The following is a 17821-nucleotide window of genomic DNA, read 5'->3' as shown; positions in this document are numbered from 1 at the left end:
GCTGTCGCGGACTCGTGCGTGCTCTTTCTTGCGGTGTGGCGGCCTTGCGGTGTGGCGGTCCTGCGGTGTGGCGGCCTTGCGGTGCGGCGGTCGTTCAGCTCGTGCGCAGGTACTGCGGGGGCGGGGGCGCCGACTTCCCCGCATCCCTGCGCATGGTCTCCGACAGCCACTCGTCGTACGAGTACTGCCAGCCCCTGGCCTTGTCCGCGCGCCACTCCACCAGGATCTGGTTGACCCGGCGTACCAGATCGTCGGCGTCCTTCTTCATCGCCACGCCGTAGTACTCGGTGGTGAAGGCGTCACCCTTCAGTTCGACCGTGGGGTCCTGTGCGGCCTGGCTCGCGGCGAGCGCGTCGTCGGTGACGACCGCGTCGACCTCGCCGAGCTGCAGCCGTACCAGGCAGTCCAGTTGGTTGGGCACGGTGGTGCCGAGGTCGGCGTCGGCGGCCAGTTCGCCGTCCCGCTGGTCCTGTTCCAGTGTGCTGAACGCCGTCGAGCCCGTCGCCGTGCAGATCTTCTTGCCGGCCAGCGTGTCGTTGTACCCGGTGATGGGCGAGGACTTGGGCGCGAGCAGTTGCTGACCGGTCTTGAAGTAGGGAGCGGAGAAGGCGACTTCCGTCAGCCGGGCGCAGTTGATGGTCATCGTGCGGACCACCATGTCGACCCGGCCGTCCTGGATCGCGGGGATGCGCTGGTCGGTGGGGATCGCCTTGAACTGCACGGCGTCCGGGTCGCCGAGGATGTCCTCGGCGATGCGGTGCACCAGGTCGATGTCGAAGCCCTCCAGCTCGGCGTCTCCGCCGCTGTTCGGGTCGCGGTAACCCCAGCCGTAGCTGTTCTGGTCGACGCCGACGACCAGCTTGCGCTTCTCGCCCTCGCGGCTGCGGATCTCGTCGATGGTGGGCCCGTCGGCATCGTCCGGGGGGAGGGTCTGCTTCTCCGGGTCCGTGCACTCCTCGGCGGCGCGCGCCTGGCTGCCGTGGGCGACACCGTGGCCGCCGGTGCCGGATCCGCCGCTCTCGCCGTGCGAGCGGACCACCGGCAGCAGCAGGGCGAAGAGCACGGCGAGGGCGCAGGCGCAGGCCATCGCCCCCACACCGCCCCAGCCCTTCAGGCCGCCCCGCAGTCGTCGTGCACGCATCCTCGCGCCTCCTTCCACGCGTATCCCTTCCCACCCGTCCGCCGGGTCCGCGCCCCGCTTCACCGGTACTCCGAGAGCCTGCGGCCGACACCCAGCAGCGCACCTGCCGCGCCGAGCCCGGCGAGGACGCCGGCGCCCTGCGGCAGGTAGCCCATGGCGTCCAGGCCGTCGCCCGCCGCCTGCCTGAACTCCCGCTTCTCGTGGTCGAGGGCGGCGGCCAGCGAGGTGTCGACGCCGTCGAAGCACTCGACCGTGGGCTCGACCGTGCTGTCCTCGCCGCCGATCACCAGGTCCAGCGCCTGCTGGTAGTTGCCGTTCTCGTCCTGCTCACGGGCCGCCGCGTGGCGCTTCTTCCACTCCGCCATGTTGCCGTTCGCCGCCGTGACCGGACGCTCGCCCGCCTCGTCGTCCGCGAGCCGCGCCGCCTCGGCCAGGCCCTTGCCGAGGGTGTCCATGTTCCTGCCGAAGTCGAAGTCGTAGGCGTCGTACGTCCTGCCGTCCACCTTCTTCGTCTCCGCGCCGCGTGCCACCAGCGTGAGGTTCTCGTTGCCCCGGGCCTTGAGGGAGGCGATGCGGGCGTCGTGCAGCACGTTCAGCGAGCGCACGCCGTGGTCGTAGGAGTCGCCCAGGTGCGACCGCGCGACGCTGTGGCCGACGACCAGCCACAGCAGGACGACCGCGGCGGTGGCCGTGGCGGCGACCAGGCCGTGGTTCAGGACGCGGTTGGTGCGCCGGTAGTTGCGGTGCTGCGCCCAGGCCAGGGCGGCGAGCGCGAGGACGCCGAGGGCCAGCGCGGCCCAGGGGTAGGGCCTGGCGTCGGCGTAGTCGGCGCGCAGCCGCTGGTTCTCCGTCGTGTAGAGGTCCTCCGCCGCCGGGAGCATCTCCTTGTGCATCTTCTCGTTGGCGTAGCGCAGATAGGCGCCGCCGACCGGGAAGCCCTGGCGGTTGTAGGTGCGGGCGCGCTCGATGAGGCCCTTGTACTCGGGCAGGAGGCGGTTGAGCTCGGTGATGGTCGCCGCGGACGGGGAGTCGGCGTCCGAGTTGGCGGCGGCCTTCACGAGCCCCTCGGCTGCGGTGCGGATGTCCTTCTCGTACCGGTCGCGGGATGCCTTGGTCTCCTGGCCGCCGGCGAGGAACCCGCTGGAGGCCGCGGTGTTGGCGTCGGCGAGGGAGCGGTAGACGTCGGCCGCGTCGGAGGTGAGCGGCTGGCTGCGGTGCAGCACGTCGTCGGCCGCCACGGACCGGTCGTGCATCTGCCAGGCGGTGACGGTGCCGAAGGCGATGACGAGCGCGGCGAGCAGCGCGCCGATGATGCGCAGCCGCCCCGGCTCGGTGACGGCCGCCGCGCGCAGCCGGTCCACGCCCTCGGCGAACGCGGTGCGCCGGGTCGACGATGGCTCGGGTGCGACGGGGGCGCCGCCGCCCGGCCGCTGCCGGGGCAACGGGTGGGGCTGCGGCTGTGGCGGTACGGCGGGCAGGGTGGGCACGCCCGCGCCCGGCGGTGGCACCGCGCTGCCCTTCGGCGGTCGAGTCACTGCTGACCTCCCCCATGGTCATCCGTCGCCGCAAGTATCGCTGCCCGCAGCGACATTCGCACGGGCCTTCACCGATCTTGGTCCGACCCAGGCGTCCGACCGAGGCGTCCGACCCCGGCGTCCGGCTCCGGGTGTTCCGATGCCGGTGTCCGGCACCCGTGCGCCGATGCCGGTGCAACGCCCCACCCCTTCCCATGAACACGCCATCGGAACCGGTCCGGTTCCCGCCCGGCCCGCCCGCTCAGACGGTGAAATGCGCCCGTGCCCGTGTGTGGGCCCCGGGGACCGCTCCCGCCCGGTCGAGTCCCAGCAGCACCGCGCCCAGCACGGGCCGTGCCGTCACCACCCGTGGTACGGCCTTGGGGGCGCGGGCGGCCAGCAGTTCCCGTATCCGGTCGTCGAGCCGCGGATGCCGTGCCGTCAGGACGCCGCCCCCCAGCAGGACCGGTGTCTCCTGAGCCAGCAGGTCCAGCCGGGTCAGCGCGACCGTGGCCATGGCCACCACCTCGTCGGCCTGCCGGTCGACGACCGCCCGGGCGAGCGGGTCGCCGTCCGCCGCCGTGGCGAACAGCACGGGCGTCAGCTCGTGGCGCCGGGCGGGCTCGATGTGCCGCAGGTGCAGGGCCTCGATGAGGGCGTGCATCGAGCCGAGCCCGAAGTGGGCCGGCAGGGTACGGGCCAGTTCCGTGGGCTGTCCGCGGCCGTCCTCCGCCCGCGCCGCGTGCCACAGCGCCTCCTCGGCCAGCGCCCAGCCGCCGCCCCAGTCGCCGGAGAGGCGCCCGATGGCGGGGAAGCGGGCGGTGCGGCCGTCGGGGCGCATGCCGACGCAGTTGACGCCGGCCCCGCACACGACGGCGACGCCCCGCGGCTCGTCGATGCCCGCCCGCAGGAGGGCGAAGGCGTCGTTGCGTACGTCCACACTCGCGCCCCACGCGCGCGCGTGCAGCGCGGCGGCCAGCTGCTCCTCCTCCACGGGCAGGTCGGCGTTGGCCAGACATGCCGAGACGTGCTCGACGGAGGTGACGCCGGCCGCCTCGAAGGCCGCCGTGACCGCCTCGGCGAGGGCGTCCACGGCGCGTTCGACGCCCACGGCGGGCGGCCGGAAGGCCCCGCCGCGCGCCGCGGCGAGCACCTCCCCGCCGGCCGTCACGACCGCCACGTCGGTCTTGCTGTTGCCCGCGTCGACGGCGAGCAGGCTCGCGGTCAGGCCCACGCCAGGTGCTCCCGGTTGTGGGCGATCAGCCGGTCGGTGAGCTGTTCGGCGTACGTGTACTGGCCGACGAGGGGGTGGGCGAGCAGCGCCCGCAGCACCCGGTCCCGGCCGCCGCGCAGGGCCGCGTCCAGGGCCAGGTCCTCGTACGCCGTCACGTTCGCGATCAGCCCCGCGTACAGCGGGTCCACGGCCGCCACCGGCAGCGGGGCGGCGCCCTTGGCACCCACCGCCGCCGGCACCTCGATCACCGCGTCGTCGGGCAGGAAGGGCAGCGTGCCCCGGTTGTACGTGTTCACCACCTGGTACGGGGAGCCCGCGCCGCCGAGCAGGGCGGCGGCCAGGTCCACGGCCGCCTCCGAGTAGTAGGCGCCGCCGCGCTCGGCCAGCAGGGCGGGCTTCTCGTCCAGGGCCGGGTCCCCGTACATCTCCAGCAGCCGCCGTTCCATCGCCGCCACCTCGGCGGCCCGTGACGGCCTGGTGCGCAGCTCGCCGACGACCTCGTCGTGCGCGTAGTAGTAGCGCAGGTAGTAGGAGGGGACGACGCCCAGGCGGTCCAGGAGGGGCCGGGGCAGGCGGAGGTCTGCGGCGACGGCGTCCCCATGATCGGCCAGCAGCCGGGGCAGGACGTCCTCGCCCCCGGGGCCGCCGAGGCGGACGCCGGTCTCCCACGTGAGGTGGTTGAGGCCCACGTGGTCCAGGTGGACATCGGCGGGGGCCACCCCGAGCAGCGCGGCGAACTTGCGCTGCAGTCCGATCGCCACGTTGCACAGGCCGACCGCCCGGTGCCCGGCCCGGAGCAGGGCGCGGGTCACGATGCCGACCGGGTTGGTGAAGTCGATGATCCAGGCGTCCGGGCTGGCCCGGCGGACCCGCTCGGCGATGTCCAGCACCACCGGCACGGTGCGCAGCGCCTTGGCGAGGCCGCCCGCGCCGGTCGTCTCCTGGCCGACGCAGCCGCACTCCAGGGGCCAGGTCTCGTCCTGTTCGCGGGCCGCCTGGCCGCCGACGCGCAGCTGGAGCAGTACGGCGTCGGCGCCGTCGACGGCCGCGTCCAGGTCGGAGGTGGTGACGACGCGGCCTTCGTGGCCCTGCCTGGCGAAGATGCGGCGGGCGAGGCCCCCGACCGGCTCCAGCCGGTCCGCGGCCGGATCTACGAGGACGAGTTCCTCGACCGGCAGGGCGTCCCGCAACCGGGCGAAGCCGTCGACGAGTTCGGGCGTGTAGGTCGAACCGCCGCCGACCACGGTGAGTTTCATGCGGTCATCAGTCCTTTGCTCATCCCTCGACTCCGGTCGGGCGTACGGGACGGGGCGGTGGTGCGGGGGAGCGGAGCCGAGGGCAGGGGTGGGGTCGACGCGGGGGAGGCAGCGAGAGGGGGCGGGGTCAGCGCGAGGTGTCGAAGACCTCGTCGCGGGTGGTCGCCAGCGCGCTCTCCAGCGCGCCGCGCAGTACGGGATGCTCGGTCACGTCACCGACGACGAGCCGGGGCCTGGACGCGGCCAGCTCCTCCAGCTCGTCCTGGACCAGGGCGCGCAGCGCCTCACCGCCGGCGGTGAGCGAGGTGCCGCTCAGGACCACGAGCTCGGGGTCCAGGACGGAGACGAGGGAGGCGAGACCGGTGGCGAGGCGGGTGGCGTAGGTCCGCAGCAGCCGGCGGTGCGGGTCGTTGTCGTCGTCGGCCTGCGCGGCCCGGGCGACGAGGGCGGCGGCGGCCTCGGGATACGGCCCCAAGCGCACGGACGTGATGCCGAGCTCCCGGGCCAGTCCCGGCAGGGCCTGGGAACCGGCCAGCTCCTGGAAGCCGCCGCTGCCCGTCCGGCTGACCTTGCGGACCAGCGGGGCGCCCGGCACGGGCAGGAACCCGACCTCGCCGGCGCCGCCGGTCCAGCCGCGGTGCAGCCGGCCGCCGAGGACCAGGGCGGCGCCCAGGCCTTCCTGGTTCCACAGCAGGACGAAGTCCTCGTGGCCCCGGGCCGCGCCGAGACGCTGCTCGGCCACGGCGGCGAGGTTCACGTCGTTCTCGTACTCGACCGGCATCGGCAGGGCGGCGGCGAGTTCGTCGAGGAGGGTGGGGGAGTGCCAGCCGGGCAGGTGGGAGGCGTAGCGCAGCCGCCCGGTGCCCGGGTCGAAGGCGCCCGGGGTGCCGATGACCAGGCGGTGCACGTCGGCCCGGGCGAGTCCGGCGGCCTTCACCGCGCCGTCGAGCGCGTCGGTGACCTGCTGGACGACCGGGGTGGCGGCGCGCCGCCCAGGGGCGGGCAGCTCGTGCCGGCCGACCGTGCGCCCGGTGATGTCGGCGACCGCGGCGAGGACGCGGTCCGGGGTGACGTCGATTCCGGCGGCGTACGCGGCGGCCGGATCGACCTCGTACAGCTGGGCGCCGGGCCCCGGGCGTCCCTCGGTCGTTCCGCCGGCCAGGACGAGTCCCGCCGCCTCCAGGCGGGCCAGCAGCTGGGAGGCGGTCGGTTTGGACAGGCCGGTGAGCTTCCCGATCCGGGTGCGGGACAGCGGCCCGTGCTCCAGCAGGAGGTCCAGGGCGGCCCGGTCGTTCATGGCGCGCAGGACGCGCGGGGTGCCGGGCATGCCGGCGGGTCCTGCCATGCGTTGTCCACACCTGCCTCTCGGCCGCTCGGCTTCTCAGTGCCCGGCGGGTGAGTCCGCCGGGTACTGGGCCCTGGGAAGATCTGTCAGGAAAGTTTCCTGTTGACTGAGGAACGTAGGGCTGCCGGGGAGGTGCCGTCAAGAGCCCGCCCCCGGGGCGACGCGGTCGTCACCTCGGGGGCGGGCGGAAAGAACGCCGGGTCCGCTACTTGGTGGTGCTCGGCGGGGTGATCGGGGACGCCGCGACGGACTGCGGCGACACGGTGCTCGCGTACGCCGACGGTGCCGCGACGCCGGCTGCCGGGTCGGGTGTCGCGGCAGCCTGCCCCGGGACCTCCGGACCGCCGACGATCTGGATGTCGGCCGCGTCGAAGGCCCGCTTGATGCGCCAGCGCAGCTCGCGTTCGACGGTGAGGGACTTGCCGGGCATGGTCTTCGCGGAGACCCGCACCACCATGGAGTCGAGGAGTACGGAGTCCAGGCCGAGGACCTCGATCGGGCCCCAGAGCATCTCGTTCCAGGGCTCCTCCTTGCTCATCCGCTCGCCGACCGCGCCGAGCGTCTCCCTGACCTTGTCCAGGTCCTCGTCGGAGCGGACGGTCACGTCCACGCCGGCCGTCGACCAGCCCTGGGAGAGGTTGCCGATCCGCTTGACCTCGCCGTTGCGGACGTACCAGATCTCGCCGTTCTCGCCGCGCAGCTTGGTCACCCGCAGTCCGACCTCGATCACCTCGCCACAGGCCACGCCCGCGTCGATGCTGTCACCGACGCCGTACTGGTCCTCCAGGATCATGAAGACGCCGGAGAGGAAGTCGGTGACCAGGTTGCGGGCGCCGAAGCCGATCGCCACACCGGCCACACCGGCGGACGCCAGCAGCGGGGCCAGGTTGATCTGGAAGGTGCCCAGCACCATCAGGGCCGCGGTGCCGAGGACGAGGAAGCTGGCCACCGAGCGCAGTACAGAGCCGATGGCCTCCGAGCGCTGACGGCGCCGCTCGGCGTTGACCAGCAGACCGCTCAGCGCGGTGCCGCCGCCCGACCCGGTCCTGCGGTTCATGCGGTCTATCAGCTTGGTGATGGCCCGCCGCACCACCGCTCTGAGTACCGCCGCTATCACCACGATCAGCAGTACCCGCAGCCCGATCGCGAGCCACGTCGACCAGTTCTCCTCGACCCAGCCGGCGGCGTTCGACGCGCTCTCCTGGGCGTCCTGGAACGAGGGCACCGCCGGGGCCGTCGGGGACGGCGTCGGGGACGGAGACGAACCGGCGGCCAGTAGGACGGCGGCGGACAGGGACACGGCGGATACCTCCAGGTGCAGCGGCCGCCCACCGCCGGTGCGGTCGGCGGTCGGTCCAAGGTCACGGACTGGTCACCGGACGGGCGGAATCACCACACTAACGGGGCACGGTGTGCGGAACGGCGCGAAGTTCACAAGAGAGACCGTCCTCACCCGTGCTTGAACTGGTCACGGTCCTGGGGATGCATTCCGTGTGGTCGAAAACACTCCCAGCCCGTTACCGGGACATGGTGGCGCTTCCACCAGGCATGAGGGGAGACTGACTACGGATCGTCCCGGCGCGAGCCACGCGCCGCCGGCGTACAAGGAGGCATCCGTGCCGCATGTCCTGGTCCTCAACGCGTCGTACGAGCCACTGGGCGTCGTACCGCTCCGCCGCGCGCTCGTCCTCGTCCTCGAGAACAAGGCCGTATGTCTCGAGGAGTCCGGCGCCTATCTGCACAGCACGACCGTGACCGTGCCCGCACCCAGCGTGGTCCGGCTCAAGCGGTTCGTGCGGGTTCCCTACCGGGGGCCCGTCCCGCTCACCCGCCGGGCGCTCTTCGCCCGCGACGGAGGCCGCTGCATGTACTGCGGCGCAGCCGCCACCAGCGTCGACCACGTCATCCCGCGCAGTCGCGGGGGCCTGCACGTGTGGGACAACGTGGTGGCGTCCTGCCGCCGCTGCAACCACGTCAAGGCCGACCGCCACCTCGGTGAGATCGGCTGGCGCCTGCGCCACAAACCCGCCCCGCCCACCGGCCTGGCCTGGCGCATCATCGGCACGGGCCACCGGGATCCGCGCTGGCTGCCGTACTTGCAGCCGTACGGCGCGGAGGACGCCATGGCCCGGATCGACGGCATTTCCGCCTGACGGTCCGGGCCTTCGTCCGCCGTGCGGCCGGGGCGGTGGGTCAGCGCACCCAGTTCTTCAGCGGCTCGGTGTCCAGGGTGATCCCGACGGGATCGGGCAGCGCGACCAGGTCCCGCCGTTCCACGCCGGAGGGCATCCGTGCATCACGGGCCCGTTCACCGTCTTGTCGTTCAATGAGACCGAGGCGATGGATGTGGTCCAGGCCGACACCATCGCGTCCAGTGTGTGGGTGGAGGACGAAGCGGCGAGCAGCGAGTACGGCGATCTCTTCGATCGCACGGCCCGACGGAGCCTCGCTCAGCGTGACTCCATCCAGCTCATCGAGGCTGTCCGACGGGAGATTCGACCGGTGTCCGAGTTCGACCGGCCGAGACCGTCGCCGTGCGCGACTCCAAGGACTCCGGCGATGGCCCGATACTCCGTCTCGGGCCGGAAGCCTGGGGGCAGTTCACGGACTGCCTCGGCTGAGCTTGGGCGACGTACCTTCCCCAAAAGCGTGAACACTTCCCCTGTTCCCGTCCTCGGCCCGCTCGTTTGAGCGCCAGAAGGACATTCGCCCGCGTCTGTTCACGCTTTTCGGAGAGGTACCCACCCCCGGCCCCGTAGCAGAACGGTCATCGGCCGGCAGGCGGGGCGGCTGCGAGGCATGCGGTCGCCCTGCGGAGCAGCGAGGCCACGGGGATGGTCCGGCCACCCTGATCAGAGGACGTCCGGCGTCCCCCGTCCGACTCGGTCCGTCACGTGTACCGCAGCTCCCCCGGCCGCACCGAGCGCCCCAGCAGCGGCAGTGCCGTCGCCGTCACCAGCAGGCAGGACGCGTACACGGCGGGCGCGACCAGCAGGGCGGTCCAGGGGAGCGAGCCGTCGCTGCCGAGGGACGAGTACCAGACGCCGACCGCCAGACCGCCGGCACCGGCCAGCAGCAGGGCGGGCGCGAGCGGGACGGCGGTTTCCATCAGCAGGGCCCGGTTCAGGACCGTACGCGGCACTCCCGCGGCGACCTGGGCGGCCAGGGTGCGGCGGCGGGTGGTCAGGGACTCGGCGGTGCCGACGGCGAGGCCGGAGAGGGTGATCGCGAGGGCGACGAGGAGGGCGGCGCCGGTCAGGTCGAGGCCCGTGGTGTAGTACGCCACGTCGGCGCCGAGGTGCCACTCCCTGGAGTGCAGCTCGGTGAGCATCGCGTGCCGGACGCACAGGAACGCCGTCCCGGCCACCGTCACCACCAGGACGGCGGCGTGGGTGCGGGCCGGGGCCCACGGGTCGTCGCGCAGTCGTTCCGCCGCGAGCAGCGGGGCCGCCGTCCGGGCCCGCGCGGACAGGAGCCGGCCGGTGAGGCGAGCGGTGGCCCCCGCCAGCCACACCGCGCCCGCGCCGAGCGCGACGACGAGGGCGAAGACGGTCAGCGGACCCTGCCAGTGCACCCGGTTGCCCGCGCTGCGACCGCCGCTCATGGCGAGCGGGGCCACCGCGACCAGCAGGACCAGCCCGCCGAGGAACAGCGTCCCCGGGCCGCGCCCCGTTCGTGGTCCCACCCGGCGCACCCACCCCAGAGGCGACGCCACGACCCGGCGCAGCGCCAGCGCACCCGCCACCGCGCCCAGCACCGGTACGCCGACGGCGACCAGCGCGACGCCCGTCCAGGTCAGCGCCGTCGGCCCGGTCCACAGGCGCAGCAGAAGCAGCACCGAGAAGACGGTCGTCACCGCCGAGCCCACCAGGCAGGCGAGCCCGGTCTCCAGCGCCGCGATCCGCCGCACCTGCCAGGGAGTCGCCCCGGCCAGCCGCAGACCGGCGAGGCGGCGGTCCCGGTGGACCGCTCCGATCCGGGTGCACTGGCCGAGGAAGGCCAGCACCGGCACCAGCAGCAACAACAGACCGGCGATCACCCCGGAACGGGTGCCGGGCTCGCTCACCAGGCCGTGGAAGACGGAGACGGTGTGACCGCCCGGGATCGAGGCCAGGGTGACCGCCGCCAGCGCGAAGCCCGTCGCCAGTGCCGCGCCCGCCGCCGTGAGCGCGATCCGCCACCACTCCCGCCGGTCCGACCCGCGCACCAGCTGCCGGGCCAGCCGGACATCCGAAGCCAGCGTGCTCACGCCGTCACCTCCACCGGCGCCACGGCACCGTCCCGCAGCCGGACCTCGCGGTCCGCGTACGCCGCCACCTGGGCGTCGTGCGTGACCAGCAGGACCGCCGTGCCCGACTCCCGGGCCGTGTGCGCGAGCGCCGCCATCACCTGCTCGCCCGCCAGCGAGTCCAGCGCCCCGGTCGGCTCGTCCGCGAACACCACCTTCGGTGCCGTCACCAGCGCGCGGGCCAGCGACGCCCGCTGCGCCTGCCCGCCGCTCATCTCGCCCGGCCGCAGCTCCTCATGCCCGCGCACCCCGAACCGTTCCAGCCACTCGACGGCCCGCGACCGCGCCTCGGCGCGCCCGGCGCCGGCCAGCATCAGCGGCAGTGCCACGTTGTCCAGCACCGTCAGTTCCGGGATCAGCTGCCCGAACTGGAAGACCACCCCGAAGTCGGTGCGGCGCAGCTCGCTCAGCCGCTTCTCGGGCAGTTCCTCCAGCCGCTGACCGGCGTACGTCACCGAACCGGCGTCCGGCCGGACGATCCCGGCCAGGCAGTGCAGCAGCGTGGACTTGCCGCTGCCGCTGGCACCGGTGAGGGCCAGAATCTCACCGGCCCGCAGGTCGACCGAGGCGCCGCGCAGGGCCTCCGTCCTGCCGTGTGCCTTCACCAGGCCGCGGGCCGTGAGCAACGGCTGTGCCACGGTCCCGTTCGTGTCCCCGTTCGTCATGGTGTGCGGACCTCCGCGGTCAGGGTGGTGAGTCGGGCCGCCGTGGTCGTCATCCAACGGAGGTCGGCGTCGAGGTGGTCGATGGCGTAATCGGCCGACAGCACGGTCGTCAGGTCCGTGTCCGGGGCCGTCTTGACCGCCGTGAGCTCCCGCATCCGGCCCATGTGCGCGGCGCGCTGGGCCAGCAGATAGGCGCCCGCGTCGCCGCCGGCGAGGATCGAGACGACGACCTTGGCGAAGATCTCGTTCGTCACGAACGGCGCGGGCGGTGCGATCTCGCCCGCCCACCGCGCCAGTTCACGCGCGCCCTCGTCCGTCGCGCGATACACGGTCCGCTCCGGACCGCCGTCGGACGCCGTGCCGTCGACCTCCGCGAGACCGTCCCGGACCAGGCGTTGCAGGGTCGTGTAGACCTGCCCGTAGGCCAGCGGGCGGGCCTGGGGGAAGCGTTCGTCGTGGCGTCGCTTCAGGTCGTAGCCATGGCTCGGCCCCGAGGCGAGCAGCCCCAGCAGGATGTGACGGGTGCTCATGAGGGCCAGTATTCACCGAATACATGTACTGAGTGAATAGCTGGGTGGTGTTCCGGAGGTCGCCGCCACCGGTTCGGGTGATCCTGGGACGGGTCAGGTGATTCTTTTGCGCTGGTTGGCGGGGATTTCGTCGACGTGAAGCGTGACCAGGGTCACCTTCTCGGTGTCTGGGCGTCTGTCCTCGCGCGGACTGGGTAGGGCTGCCGTAACCCGCCAAAAGCGTGCTCGGCACAAGTCGACGAATCTCGACGAAGCTCGACGAAGTACTACGAAGGAGACCCCCGTGGCTGCACTGGCACCGCTTCTGCTCCCGGCCCCGTCCAAACCCGTGGCGGAGCCGTCCACCCCCTGGGCGGAGCCCTCCGCCGCCTCCGACACCCCGCACTACTGCGTCTTCGGCGCCACCGGCAGCTGCGCCGAGACACCGCTCACCAGTGAACCGCCGCTGCCCGACGCCGAGCCCCTCACCAGTGAGTCGCCGTTCGCCGACGCCGTACCGCTGACCAGCGAGTCCTCGCCCGAACTCACGGCGGACGTACCGGAGCAGGGCGGTCCCTCCTTCGCCGTCCCGGAACCCACGAGGTCGTAGAGGTCACAGATGCCAGCAGCCCGGCCGGCCGAGCCCCCCACCGAGGACCTTCCCGAGGATCTGACCCGGCTCGCCGCCCTGCACGGCGTCGCCACCTCCTACAGCCCGTCCCCGGACCGCACCGTCACGGCCTCGACCACCGCCGTCACCCTCGCGCTGGCCGCCCTCGGGGTGGACACGAGCACTCCCGGGGCCGTGCGCGCCGCGCTCGCCGCCCGCGAGGACGAGGTGCGCGCACGCCTGCTGCCGCCCACCGTGGTCGGCCGGCAGGGCGGCGGCGCACCGGCCGCCCTGGCCGCCCTCCCCGAGGGCACCCGGCTGCGTGTGGACACCGAGCAGGGCGAGACCCGCGCCGACGCCGGCGGGCTCCCGGCCGGCGTCCACCGACTGACCGCCGTCGCGCCCGACGGCCGCACCGCCCGCGCCCACCTGATCGTCGCGCCCGCCCGGCTGCCCGCCCCCGCCACCCGCTCCTACGGACTCCTCGTCCAGCTCTACTCCCTGCTCTCCCGCCGCTCCTGGGGCATGGGCGACCTCGGCGACCTCGGCGAACTGGCCGCCTGGGCCGGACGCGCCCTCGGAGCCGGGTTCGTCCAGGTCAACCCGCTGCACGCGGCCGTGCCCGGAGCCCCCACCGACCCCTCCCCGTACCGGCCCTCCTCGCGCCGTTTCCCCGACCCCGTGCACCTGCGGATCGAGGACGTGCCCGAGTTCGCGTACGTCACCGACCAGGCGCGCACCCGGGCCCTCGCGGAGCGGGCCGGGCGGCTGCGCGAGGCCGTCCTGGAGAAGGGCGCCCTGATCGACCGGGACGCCGTGTGGGAGCTCAAGCGCGACGCCCTCGAACTGCTCCACGAAGTCCCCCTCGGGCCCGGCCGCCGCGCCGCCTACTGCGACTACCTCGCCGAACAGGGCACCGCCCTGGAGGACCACGCCACCTGGTGCGCGCTCGCCGAGGTCCACGGCTGCGACTGGCAGCAGTGGCCCGCCGGCCTGCGCGACCCCCGCTCGGCCGACACCGACCGGGCCCGCACCGAGCTGATGGACCGCGTCGACTTCCACTCCCGCCTCGCCTGGCTCACCGACACCCAGCTCACCGCCGCCCAGCGCACCGCCCGCGAGGCCGGCATGCCGGTCGGCATCGTCCACGACCTCGCCGTGGGCGTGCACCCCCGCGGCGCCGACTCCTGGGCCCAGCAGGAGTACTTCGCCGCCGGCATGTCGGTGGGCGCACCGCCCGACGCCTTCAACGCCCGCGGCCAGGACTGGGGGCTGCCGCCCTGGCGCCCCGACCGCCTGGCCGAGTCCGGCTACGCGCCCTTCCGGCACCTGCTGCGGGGCCTGTTCCGCTACGCAGGAGCCCTGCGCATCGATCACGTCATGGGCCTGTTCCGGCTCTGGTGGGTCCCCCAGGGCCACCCGCCCACCGAGGGCACCTACGTCCGATACGACGCCGAGGCCATGCTCGCCGTCCTCGTCCTGGAGGCGTCCCGCGCCGGCGCCGTGGTCATCGGCGAGGACCTGGGCACCGTGGAGCCCGGCGTGCGCGAGGCGCTGCGCGAACGAGGGGTGCTCGGCACCTCCGTGCTGTGGTTCGAACGGGACTGGGCGGGCGACGGCCGCCCCCTGCCCCCCGAACGGTGGCGCGCCGACTGCCTGGCCACCGCCACCACCCACGACCTGCCGTCCACCGCCGCCCGCCTCACCGGCGAACACGTCGAACTCCGCGACCGGCTCGGCCTGCTCACCCGCCCGCTCGAGGAGGAACGTGCCGAGGCGTCGGCGGACGCGGCGGAGTGGCTGGACGTGCTGGCCCGGCTCGGTCTGCTGCGGGGCACCGGCGGCGACACCGGCGCCCCCTCCGAAGAGGCCGGCATCCAGGCAGTCCACCGCTTCCTGCTGCGCACCCCCGCCCGCATGACCGGCATCTGGCTCCCGGACGCCGTCGGCGACCGCCGCCCGCAGAACCTCCCCGGCACCTGGGACCAGTACCCGAACTGGCGCCTGCCCGTCGCCGACGCCGAAGGCCGTCCCGTGACCCTGGAGGACCTGGCCGTCTCGCCCCGGCTGCACGGCCTGATCGACGCCGTACGGGACCGCGCCGGCGACTGAGCGGCCCACCCGGGGTGCCCGCACGGTCCCCGTACGGGCACCCCGGGCGCGCGTCCCCTCCGGCCGTTCGCTAACTTTGCACCGTGGACAAGAAGAACGCCCTGCGCGCCGGCGCCCTGGCAGCCGGTACGACGCTGATGATGCTGCTCATGTCGTCCCCCGCGCTCGCGCTGACCCGCGACGACGGCGACGACCCCGGTCCCGGCCTCAGCGTCATCGAGACGGTCGGCCTCTACGTCGTGGCCCCGATCGCGCTGTTCGCGATCATCGCCGCCCTGGTCATGGTCCTGGACAGGTCCAAGGAGGAGCACCGCGTGACCTCCCGGAACATCAAGACCCGGCCCAAGGCCGACGCCAAGGTCTGACGGGTCCGAGGCCTGACGGGTCCACAGCCTGACGGGTCCACAGCCTGACGGCGCTCACCTCAGCTTCACCGAGGGCGCCGGTCCCACCGCACGCACGCGCGTCAGCCGTGCCCGGGCGGGACCGGCGCCCTCGGCATGTGGTGGCACCGTCGGCCGCTGGGGCCGCCGCCTACTTCTCGGTGCCGGCGAGGAGTTCCCGCAGCAGGCCCGCCAGTTGGCCCGCGCGTTCGTCGTCGAGGGCGGACAGCGCCTCCGTCTGCGCGGCCAGTCCCGCGCCGACCGCCTCGTCGATCAGCTCCAGCCCCCGGTCGGTGAGCGTGACGTGCAGTGCCCGGCGGTCGTGCGGGTCGGGGGAGCGGCGCAGCAGCCCGGCCCGTTCGAGCTTGTCCAGCCGGCCGGTCATACCGCCGGTGGTGAGCATCAGCGTGGCCGAGAGCTGCCGGGGGGAGAGCGTGTAGGGCTCGCCGGAGCGGCGCAGGGTGGCCAGGGCGTCGAACTCCCCGCGGGAGATCCCGAAGGGTGTGTACGCCTTCTCCATCCGGTCGCCCATCGCGCGTGCGAGCCGGAAGACGCGGCCGAACACCTCCATGGCGGCCGTGTCCAGGTCGGGCCGCACCGCCGCCCACTGGCCGATGATCGCGTCGACGGGGTCCTTGCGCGGTTCGGGCCGCTGCTCGGGGCGTTCAGTCATGGCACGAGTATCGGGACGGTTCCGCTCGGTCGCAAGAAAGTAGCTTGACGGAAACTTGCTTGGAGCTAAGCTACTTGCCATTGAGCTTTCGCGCCGTCTTCCCTGAACGGAGCCCTCATGGCCGCCGGCCGCCCCGCCCTCATCGCGCTCACCGCCCTCGCCCCCGTCTCCTGGGGCACCACCTACGCCGTGGCCACCGAGTTCCTGCCGGCCGACCGGCCCCTGTTCACCGGGCTGATGCGCGCCCTGCCCGCCGGTCTGCTGCTGCTCGCCCTCGCCCGGGTGCTGCCGCGCGGCGCCTGGTGGTGGAAGGCGACGGTGCTGGGCGCGCTGAACATAGGGGCCTTCTTCCCGCTGCTGTTCCTCTCCGCCTACCGGCTGCCGGGCGGTACGGCCGCCGCGGTCGGCTCGGTCGGCCCGCTGTTCGTCGTCGGCCTCTCGGCGCTGCTGCTCGGGCACCGGCCCACCATGCGGTCCGTACTCACCGGCGTCGTCGCCGCGTTCGGCGTCAGCCTGGTGGTGCTGAAGGCGGCCGGGGCGCTGGACGCGCTCGGCGTGTCGGCGGCCCTCGCATCCACCGCGTCCATGTCGGCCGGCACCGTGCTCACCCAGCGGTGGGGCCGGCCCGACGGTGTCGGCCCGCTCGCGCTCACCGGCTGGCAGCTGACCGCGGGCGGCCTGCTCATCGCGCCGCTCGCCCTCCTGGCCGAGGGTGCCCCGCCCGCCCTGGACGGCCCGGCGGTCGGCGGCTACCTCTACCTGGCCCTGGCCAACACGGCGCTGGCGTACTGGCTCTGGTTCCGTGGCATCGGCCGGCTCTCCGCCACCCAGGTCACCTTCCTCGGCCCGCTCTCGCCGCTGACCGCCGCCGTCGTAGGCTGGGCGGCACTCGGACAGGAACTGACGCCGGTGCAACTGGCGGGCATGGTCCTGGCGTTCGGGGCGACGGCCGCGGGGCAGCTCGCGTCGCGCGCACGGGCGGCGGACCCCTCGGAACCTTTCAGTTCTCCTTCACGGAACGGTCGAAAAGATTCGATGGACCTGACGGGTCCGGCGCTGCGACGGTAGTTCCGCCGAGATCGCCGCCCCGCCGAAAGGGACCTCCGTGGCCGTAGCCGACCGCCGGACCACACCCCCCGCACCCACCCCCGCCACCCTCGTACCCACCTCCGCCGCCCCCGCCACCTCCGCCGCCCCCGCCACGCCCGTCGTCCTCGGCATCGGGCTCGCCGTACTCGCCACCCTCGTCTGGTCCGGCAGCTTCGTCACCTCCCGCGCCCTCGGCGACAGCGTCCCGCCCGTCCAGCACGCCTTCTGGCGCTGGGTGGTGGCCCTTGCGGTCGTCGCCCCCTTCGGCGCCCGGCGGGCCTGGCGGCAACGCGACCTGATCCGGCGCCATCTCGGCTTCGTCCTCCTCGCCTCCCTCCTCGGCGTGACCGTCTACAACACCCTGGTCAACCAGGCCGGAGTCACCACCCCCGCCGCCAACATGGGCATGATCATGGCGGCGTCCCCGGTGCTGATGGCCGTCTTCGAACGGGCGGGCGGCGTACGGCTCGGCCCCCGCCGGGTCGCCGGGCTGCTCCTCGCCTGCGCGGGCGTGCTGCTGCTGGTCGGAGGCGGAACGTCCTTCTCGGCCGGCGACCTGTGGATGATCGCCGCCGCCTGCTGCTTCGGGTCGTACAGCGCGCTGCTGCGCCGCAGGCCCGCCGGTCTGGACGGAACGGGGTTCCTGTTCACCACGTTCCTGTTCGGCACCGTCCTGCTGCTGCCCGCCCAAGGCGTCAGCCTCGCCGTCCAGGGCGGCTTCAGCCCGGCACCGGGCAACGTCCTGCCCCTCCTCTACGTCGGCGTCGCCTCCTCCGCGGTCGCCTTCTTCGCCTGGAACAAGGCGATCTCCCTGATCGGACCGTCCCGGGCCGGCATCGTCTACTACCTCCAGCCGGTGTGCGTCGCCCTGCTCTCCTGGGCCCTGCTCGCCGAGCCGACCGGCTGGGCGCAGGCCGCGTGCATGGCGCTGATCCTCGGCGGCGTCGTCCTCGGCGCCGCCTCGGGGACAGGGCCGCGCCGGTGAGGGGGGCGGCCCGCGGA

The 17821-nt window shown here is 73.7% G+C and carries 16 protein-coding genes and 2 pseudogenes; 8 read left to right on the top strand and 10 right to left on the bottom strand.

What is annotated here, in order from left to right; all coding sequences use genetic code 11:
- Positions 1-94 precede the first annotated feature (94 nt).
- From ACH4F2_RS01460 to ACH4F2_RS01435, 6 genes are all read right to left on the bottom strand, one after another.
- Positions 95-1141 carry a glutamate ABC transporter substrate-binding protein gene (locus tag ACH4F2_RS01460; RefSeq protein ID WP_398130638.1) on the bottom strand — a complete coding sequence of 349 codons (1047 nt, stop codon included), beginning with the start codon at positions 1139-1141 and terminating at the stop codon, positions 95-97.
- Positions 1142-1200: 59 nt separating this feature from the next.
- The gene (locus ACH4F2_RS01455) at positions 1201-2676 is read right to left on the bottom strand and encodes a hypothetical protein (protein WP_398130637.1); all 1476 of its coding nucleotides are present in this window, start codon (positions 2674-2676) and stop codon (positions 1201-1203) included.
- A gap of 241 nt (positions 2677-2917) precedes the next feature.
- Entirely contained in the window at positions 2918-3889 is a 972-nt protein-coding gene (locus ACH4F2_RS01450; RefSeq protein ID WP_398130636.1) for an N-acetylglucosamine kinase, read from the bottom strand.
- On the bottom strand, positions 3880-5145 hold the full coding sequence (locus ACH4F2_RS01445; protein ID WP_398130635.1) for a 6-phospho-beta-glucosidase: 1266 nt from the start codon (positions 5143-5145) through the stop codon (positions 3880-3882). Before ACH4F2_RS01445 ends, ACH4F2_RS01450 begins: the two co-directional genes overlap by 10 nt.
- Positions 5146-5272: 127 nt before the next feature.
- Positions 5273-6490: an ROK family protein gene (locus ACH4F2_RS01440; RefSeq protein WP_398130634.1), complete on the bottom strand. Its 1218-nt coding sequence runs from the start codon at positions 6488-6490 to the stop codon at positions 5273-5275.
- 205 nt (positions 6491-6695) lie between these two features.
- A complete protein-coding gene (locus tag ACH4F2_RS01435; RefSeq protein ID WP_398130633.1) occupies positions 6696-7790 on the bottom strand; it encodes a mechanosensitive ion channel family protein in 1095 nt (364 codons plus the stop codon).
- Positions 7791-8106: 316 nt separating this feature from the next.
- On the opposite strand from ACH4F2_RS01435, the gene ACH4F2_RS01430 reads away from it, so the two are divergent.
- From ACH4F2_RS01430 to ACH4F2_RS01420, 3 genes and pseudogenes are all read left to right on the top strand, one after another.
- Entirely contained in the window at positions 8107-8643 is a 537-nt protein-coding gene (locus ACH4F2_RS01430) for an HNH endonuclease (RefSeq protein ID WP_398130632.1), read from the top strand.
- Between the two features lie 163 nt (positions 8644-8806).
- Positions 8807-8908: pseudogene (locus ACH4F2_RS01425) on the top strand (XRE family transcriptional regulator); the annotation flags it as partial.
- A gap of 92 nt (positions 8909-9000) precedes the next feature.
- Positions 9001-9111: pseudogene (locus tag ACH4F2_RS01420) on the top strand (DUF397 domain-containing protein); the annotation flags it as partial.
- Positions 9112-9380: 269 nt separating this feature from the next.
- Here ACH4F2_RS01420 and ACH4F2_RS01415 read toward each other — a convergent pair.
- Genes ACH4F2_RS01415 through ACH4F2_RS01405 form a run of 3 tightly spaced genes read right to left on the bottom strand, consistent with a single transcriptional unit; the run spans position 9381 to position 11973 of the window.
- Complete coding sequence (locus tag ACH4F2_RS01415) at positions 9381-10739, bottom strand: FtsX-like permease family protein (RefSeq protein ID WP_398130631.1); 1359 nt, start codon at positions 10737-10739, stop codon at positions 9381-9383.
- Positions 10736-11443, bottom strand: a complete 708-nt coding sequence (locus ACH4F2_RS01410) for an ABC transporter ATP-binding protein (RefSeq protein ID WP_398130630.1) — start codon at positions 11441-11443, stop codon at positions 10736-10738. The genes ACH4F2_RS01415 and ACH4F2_RS01410 overlap by 4 nt, the downstream gene beginning before the upstream one ends.
- Complete coding sequence (locus ACH4F2_RS01405) at positions 11440-11973, bottom strand: PadR family transcriptional regulator (protein ID WP_398130629.1); 534 nt, start codon at positions 11971-11973, stop codon at positions 11440-11442. The genes ACH4F2_RS01410 and ACH4F2_RS01405 overlap by 4 nt, the downstream gene beginning before the upstream one ends.
- Before the next feature lie 283 nt (positions 11974-12256).
- Between ACH4F2_RS01405 and ACH4F2_RS01400 the strand changes: the two genes are divergently transcribed.
- From ACH4F2_RS01400 to ACH4F2_RS01390, 3 genes are all read left to right on the top strand, one after another.
- Complete coding sequence (locus ACH4F2_RS01400) at positions 12257-12562, top strand: hypothetical protein (RefSeq protein ID WP_043372889.1); 306 nt, start codon at positions 12257-12259, stop codon at positions 12560-12562.
- A gap of 9 nt (positions 12563-12571) precedes the next feature.
- Positions 12572-14674, top strand: coding sequence for a 4-alpha-glucanotransferase (gene malQ, locus ACH4F2_RS01395; RefSeq protein WP_398130628.1), 2103 nt, complete (start codon positions 12572-12574; stop codon positions 14672-14674).
- A gap of 83 nt (positions 14675-14757) precedes the next feature.
- Positions 14758-15039: a hypothetical protein gene (locus tag ACH4F2_RS01390; protein WP_398130627.1), complete on the top strand. Its 282-nt coding sequence runs from the start codon at positions 14758-14760 to the stop codon at positions 15037-15039.
- Positions 15040-15208: 169 nt separating this feature from the next.
- On the opposite strand, the gene ACH4F2_RS01385 is transcribed toward ACH4F2_RS01390, so the two are convergent.
- Complete coding sequence (locus ACH4F2_RS01385; protein ID WP_398130626.1) at positions 15209-15730, bottom strand: MarR family winged helix-turn-helix transcriptional regulator; 522 nt, start codon at positions 15728-15730, stop codon at positions 15209-15211.
- A 117-nt stretch (positions 15731-15847) separates the two neighbouring features.
- Between ACH4F2_RS01385 and ACH4F2_RS01380 the strand changes: the two genes are divergently transcribed.
- Complete coding sequence (locus ACH4F2_RS01380) at positions 15848-16798, top strand: EamA family transporter (RefSeq protein WP_398130625.1); 951 nt, start codon at positions 15848-15850, stop codon at positions 16796-16798.
- A gap of 37 nt (positions 16799-16835) precedes the next feature.
- Positions 16836-17804: a DMT family transporter gene (locus ACH4F2_RS01375; protein ID WP_398130624.1), complete on the top strand. Its 969-nt coding sequence runs from the start codon at positions 16836-16838 to the stop codon at positions 17802-17804.
- Positions 17805-17821 lie beyond the last annotated feature (17 nt).

It is taken from the genome of Streptomyces sp. NPDC017890 (genome assembly GCF_044328675.1).
Lineage (GTDB): Bacteria > Actinomycetota > Actinomycetes > Streptomycetales > Streptomycetaceae > Streptomyces.
This window is presented reverse-complemented; position numbering and strand designations above follow the sequence as displayed.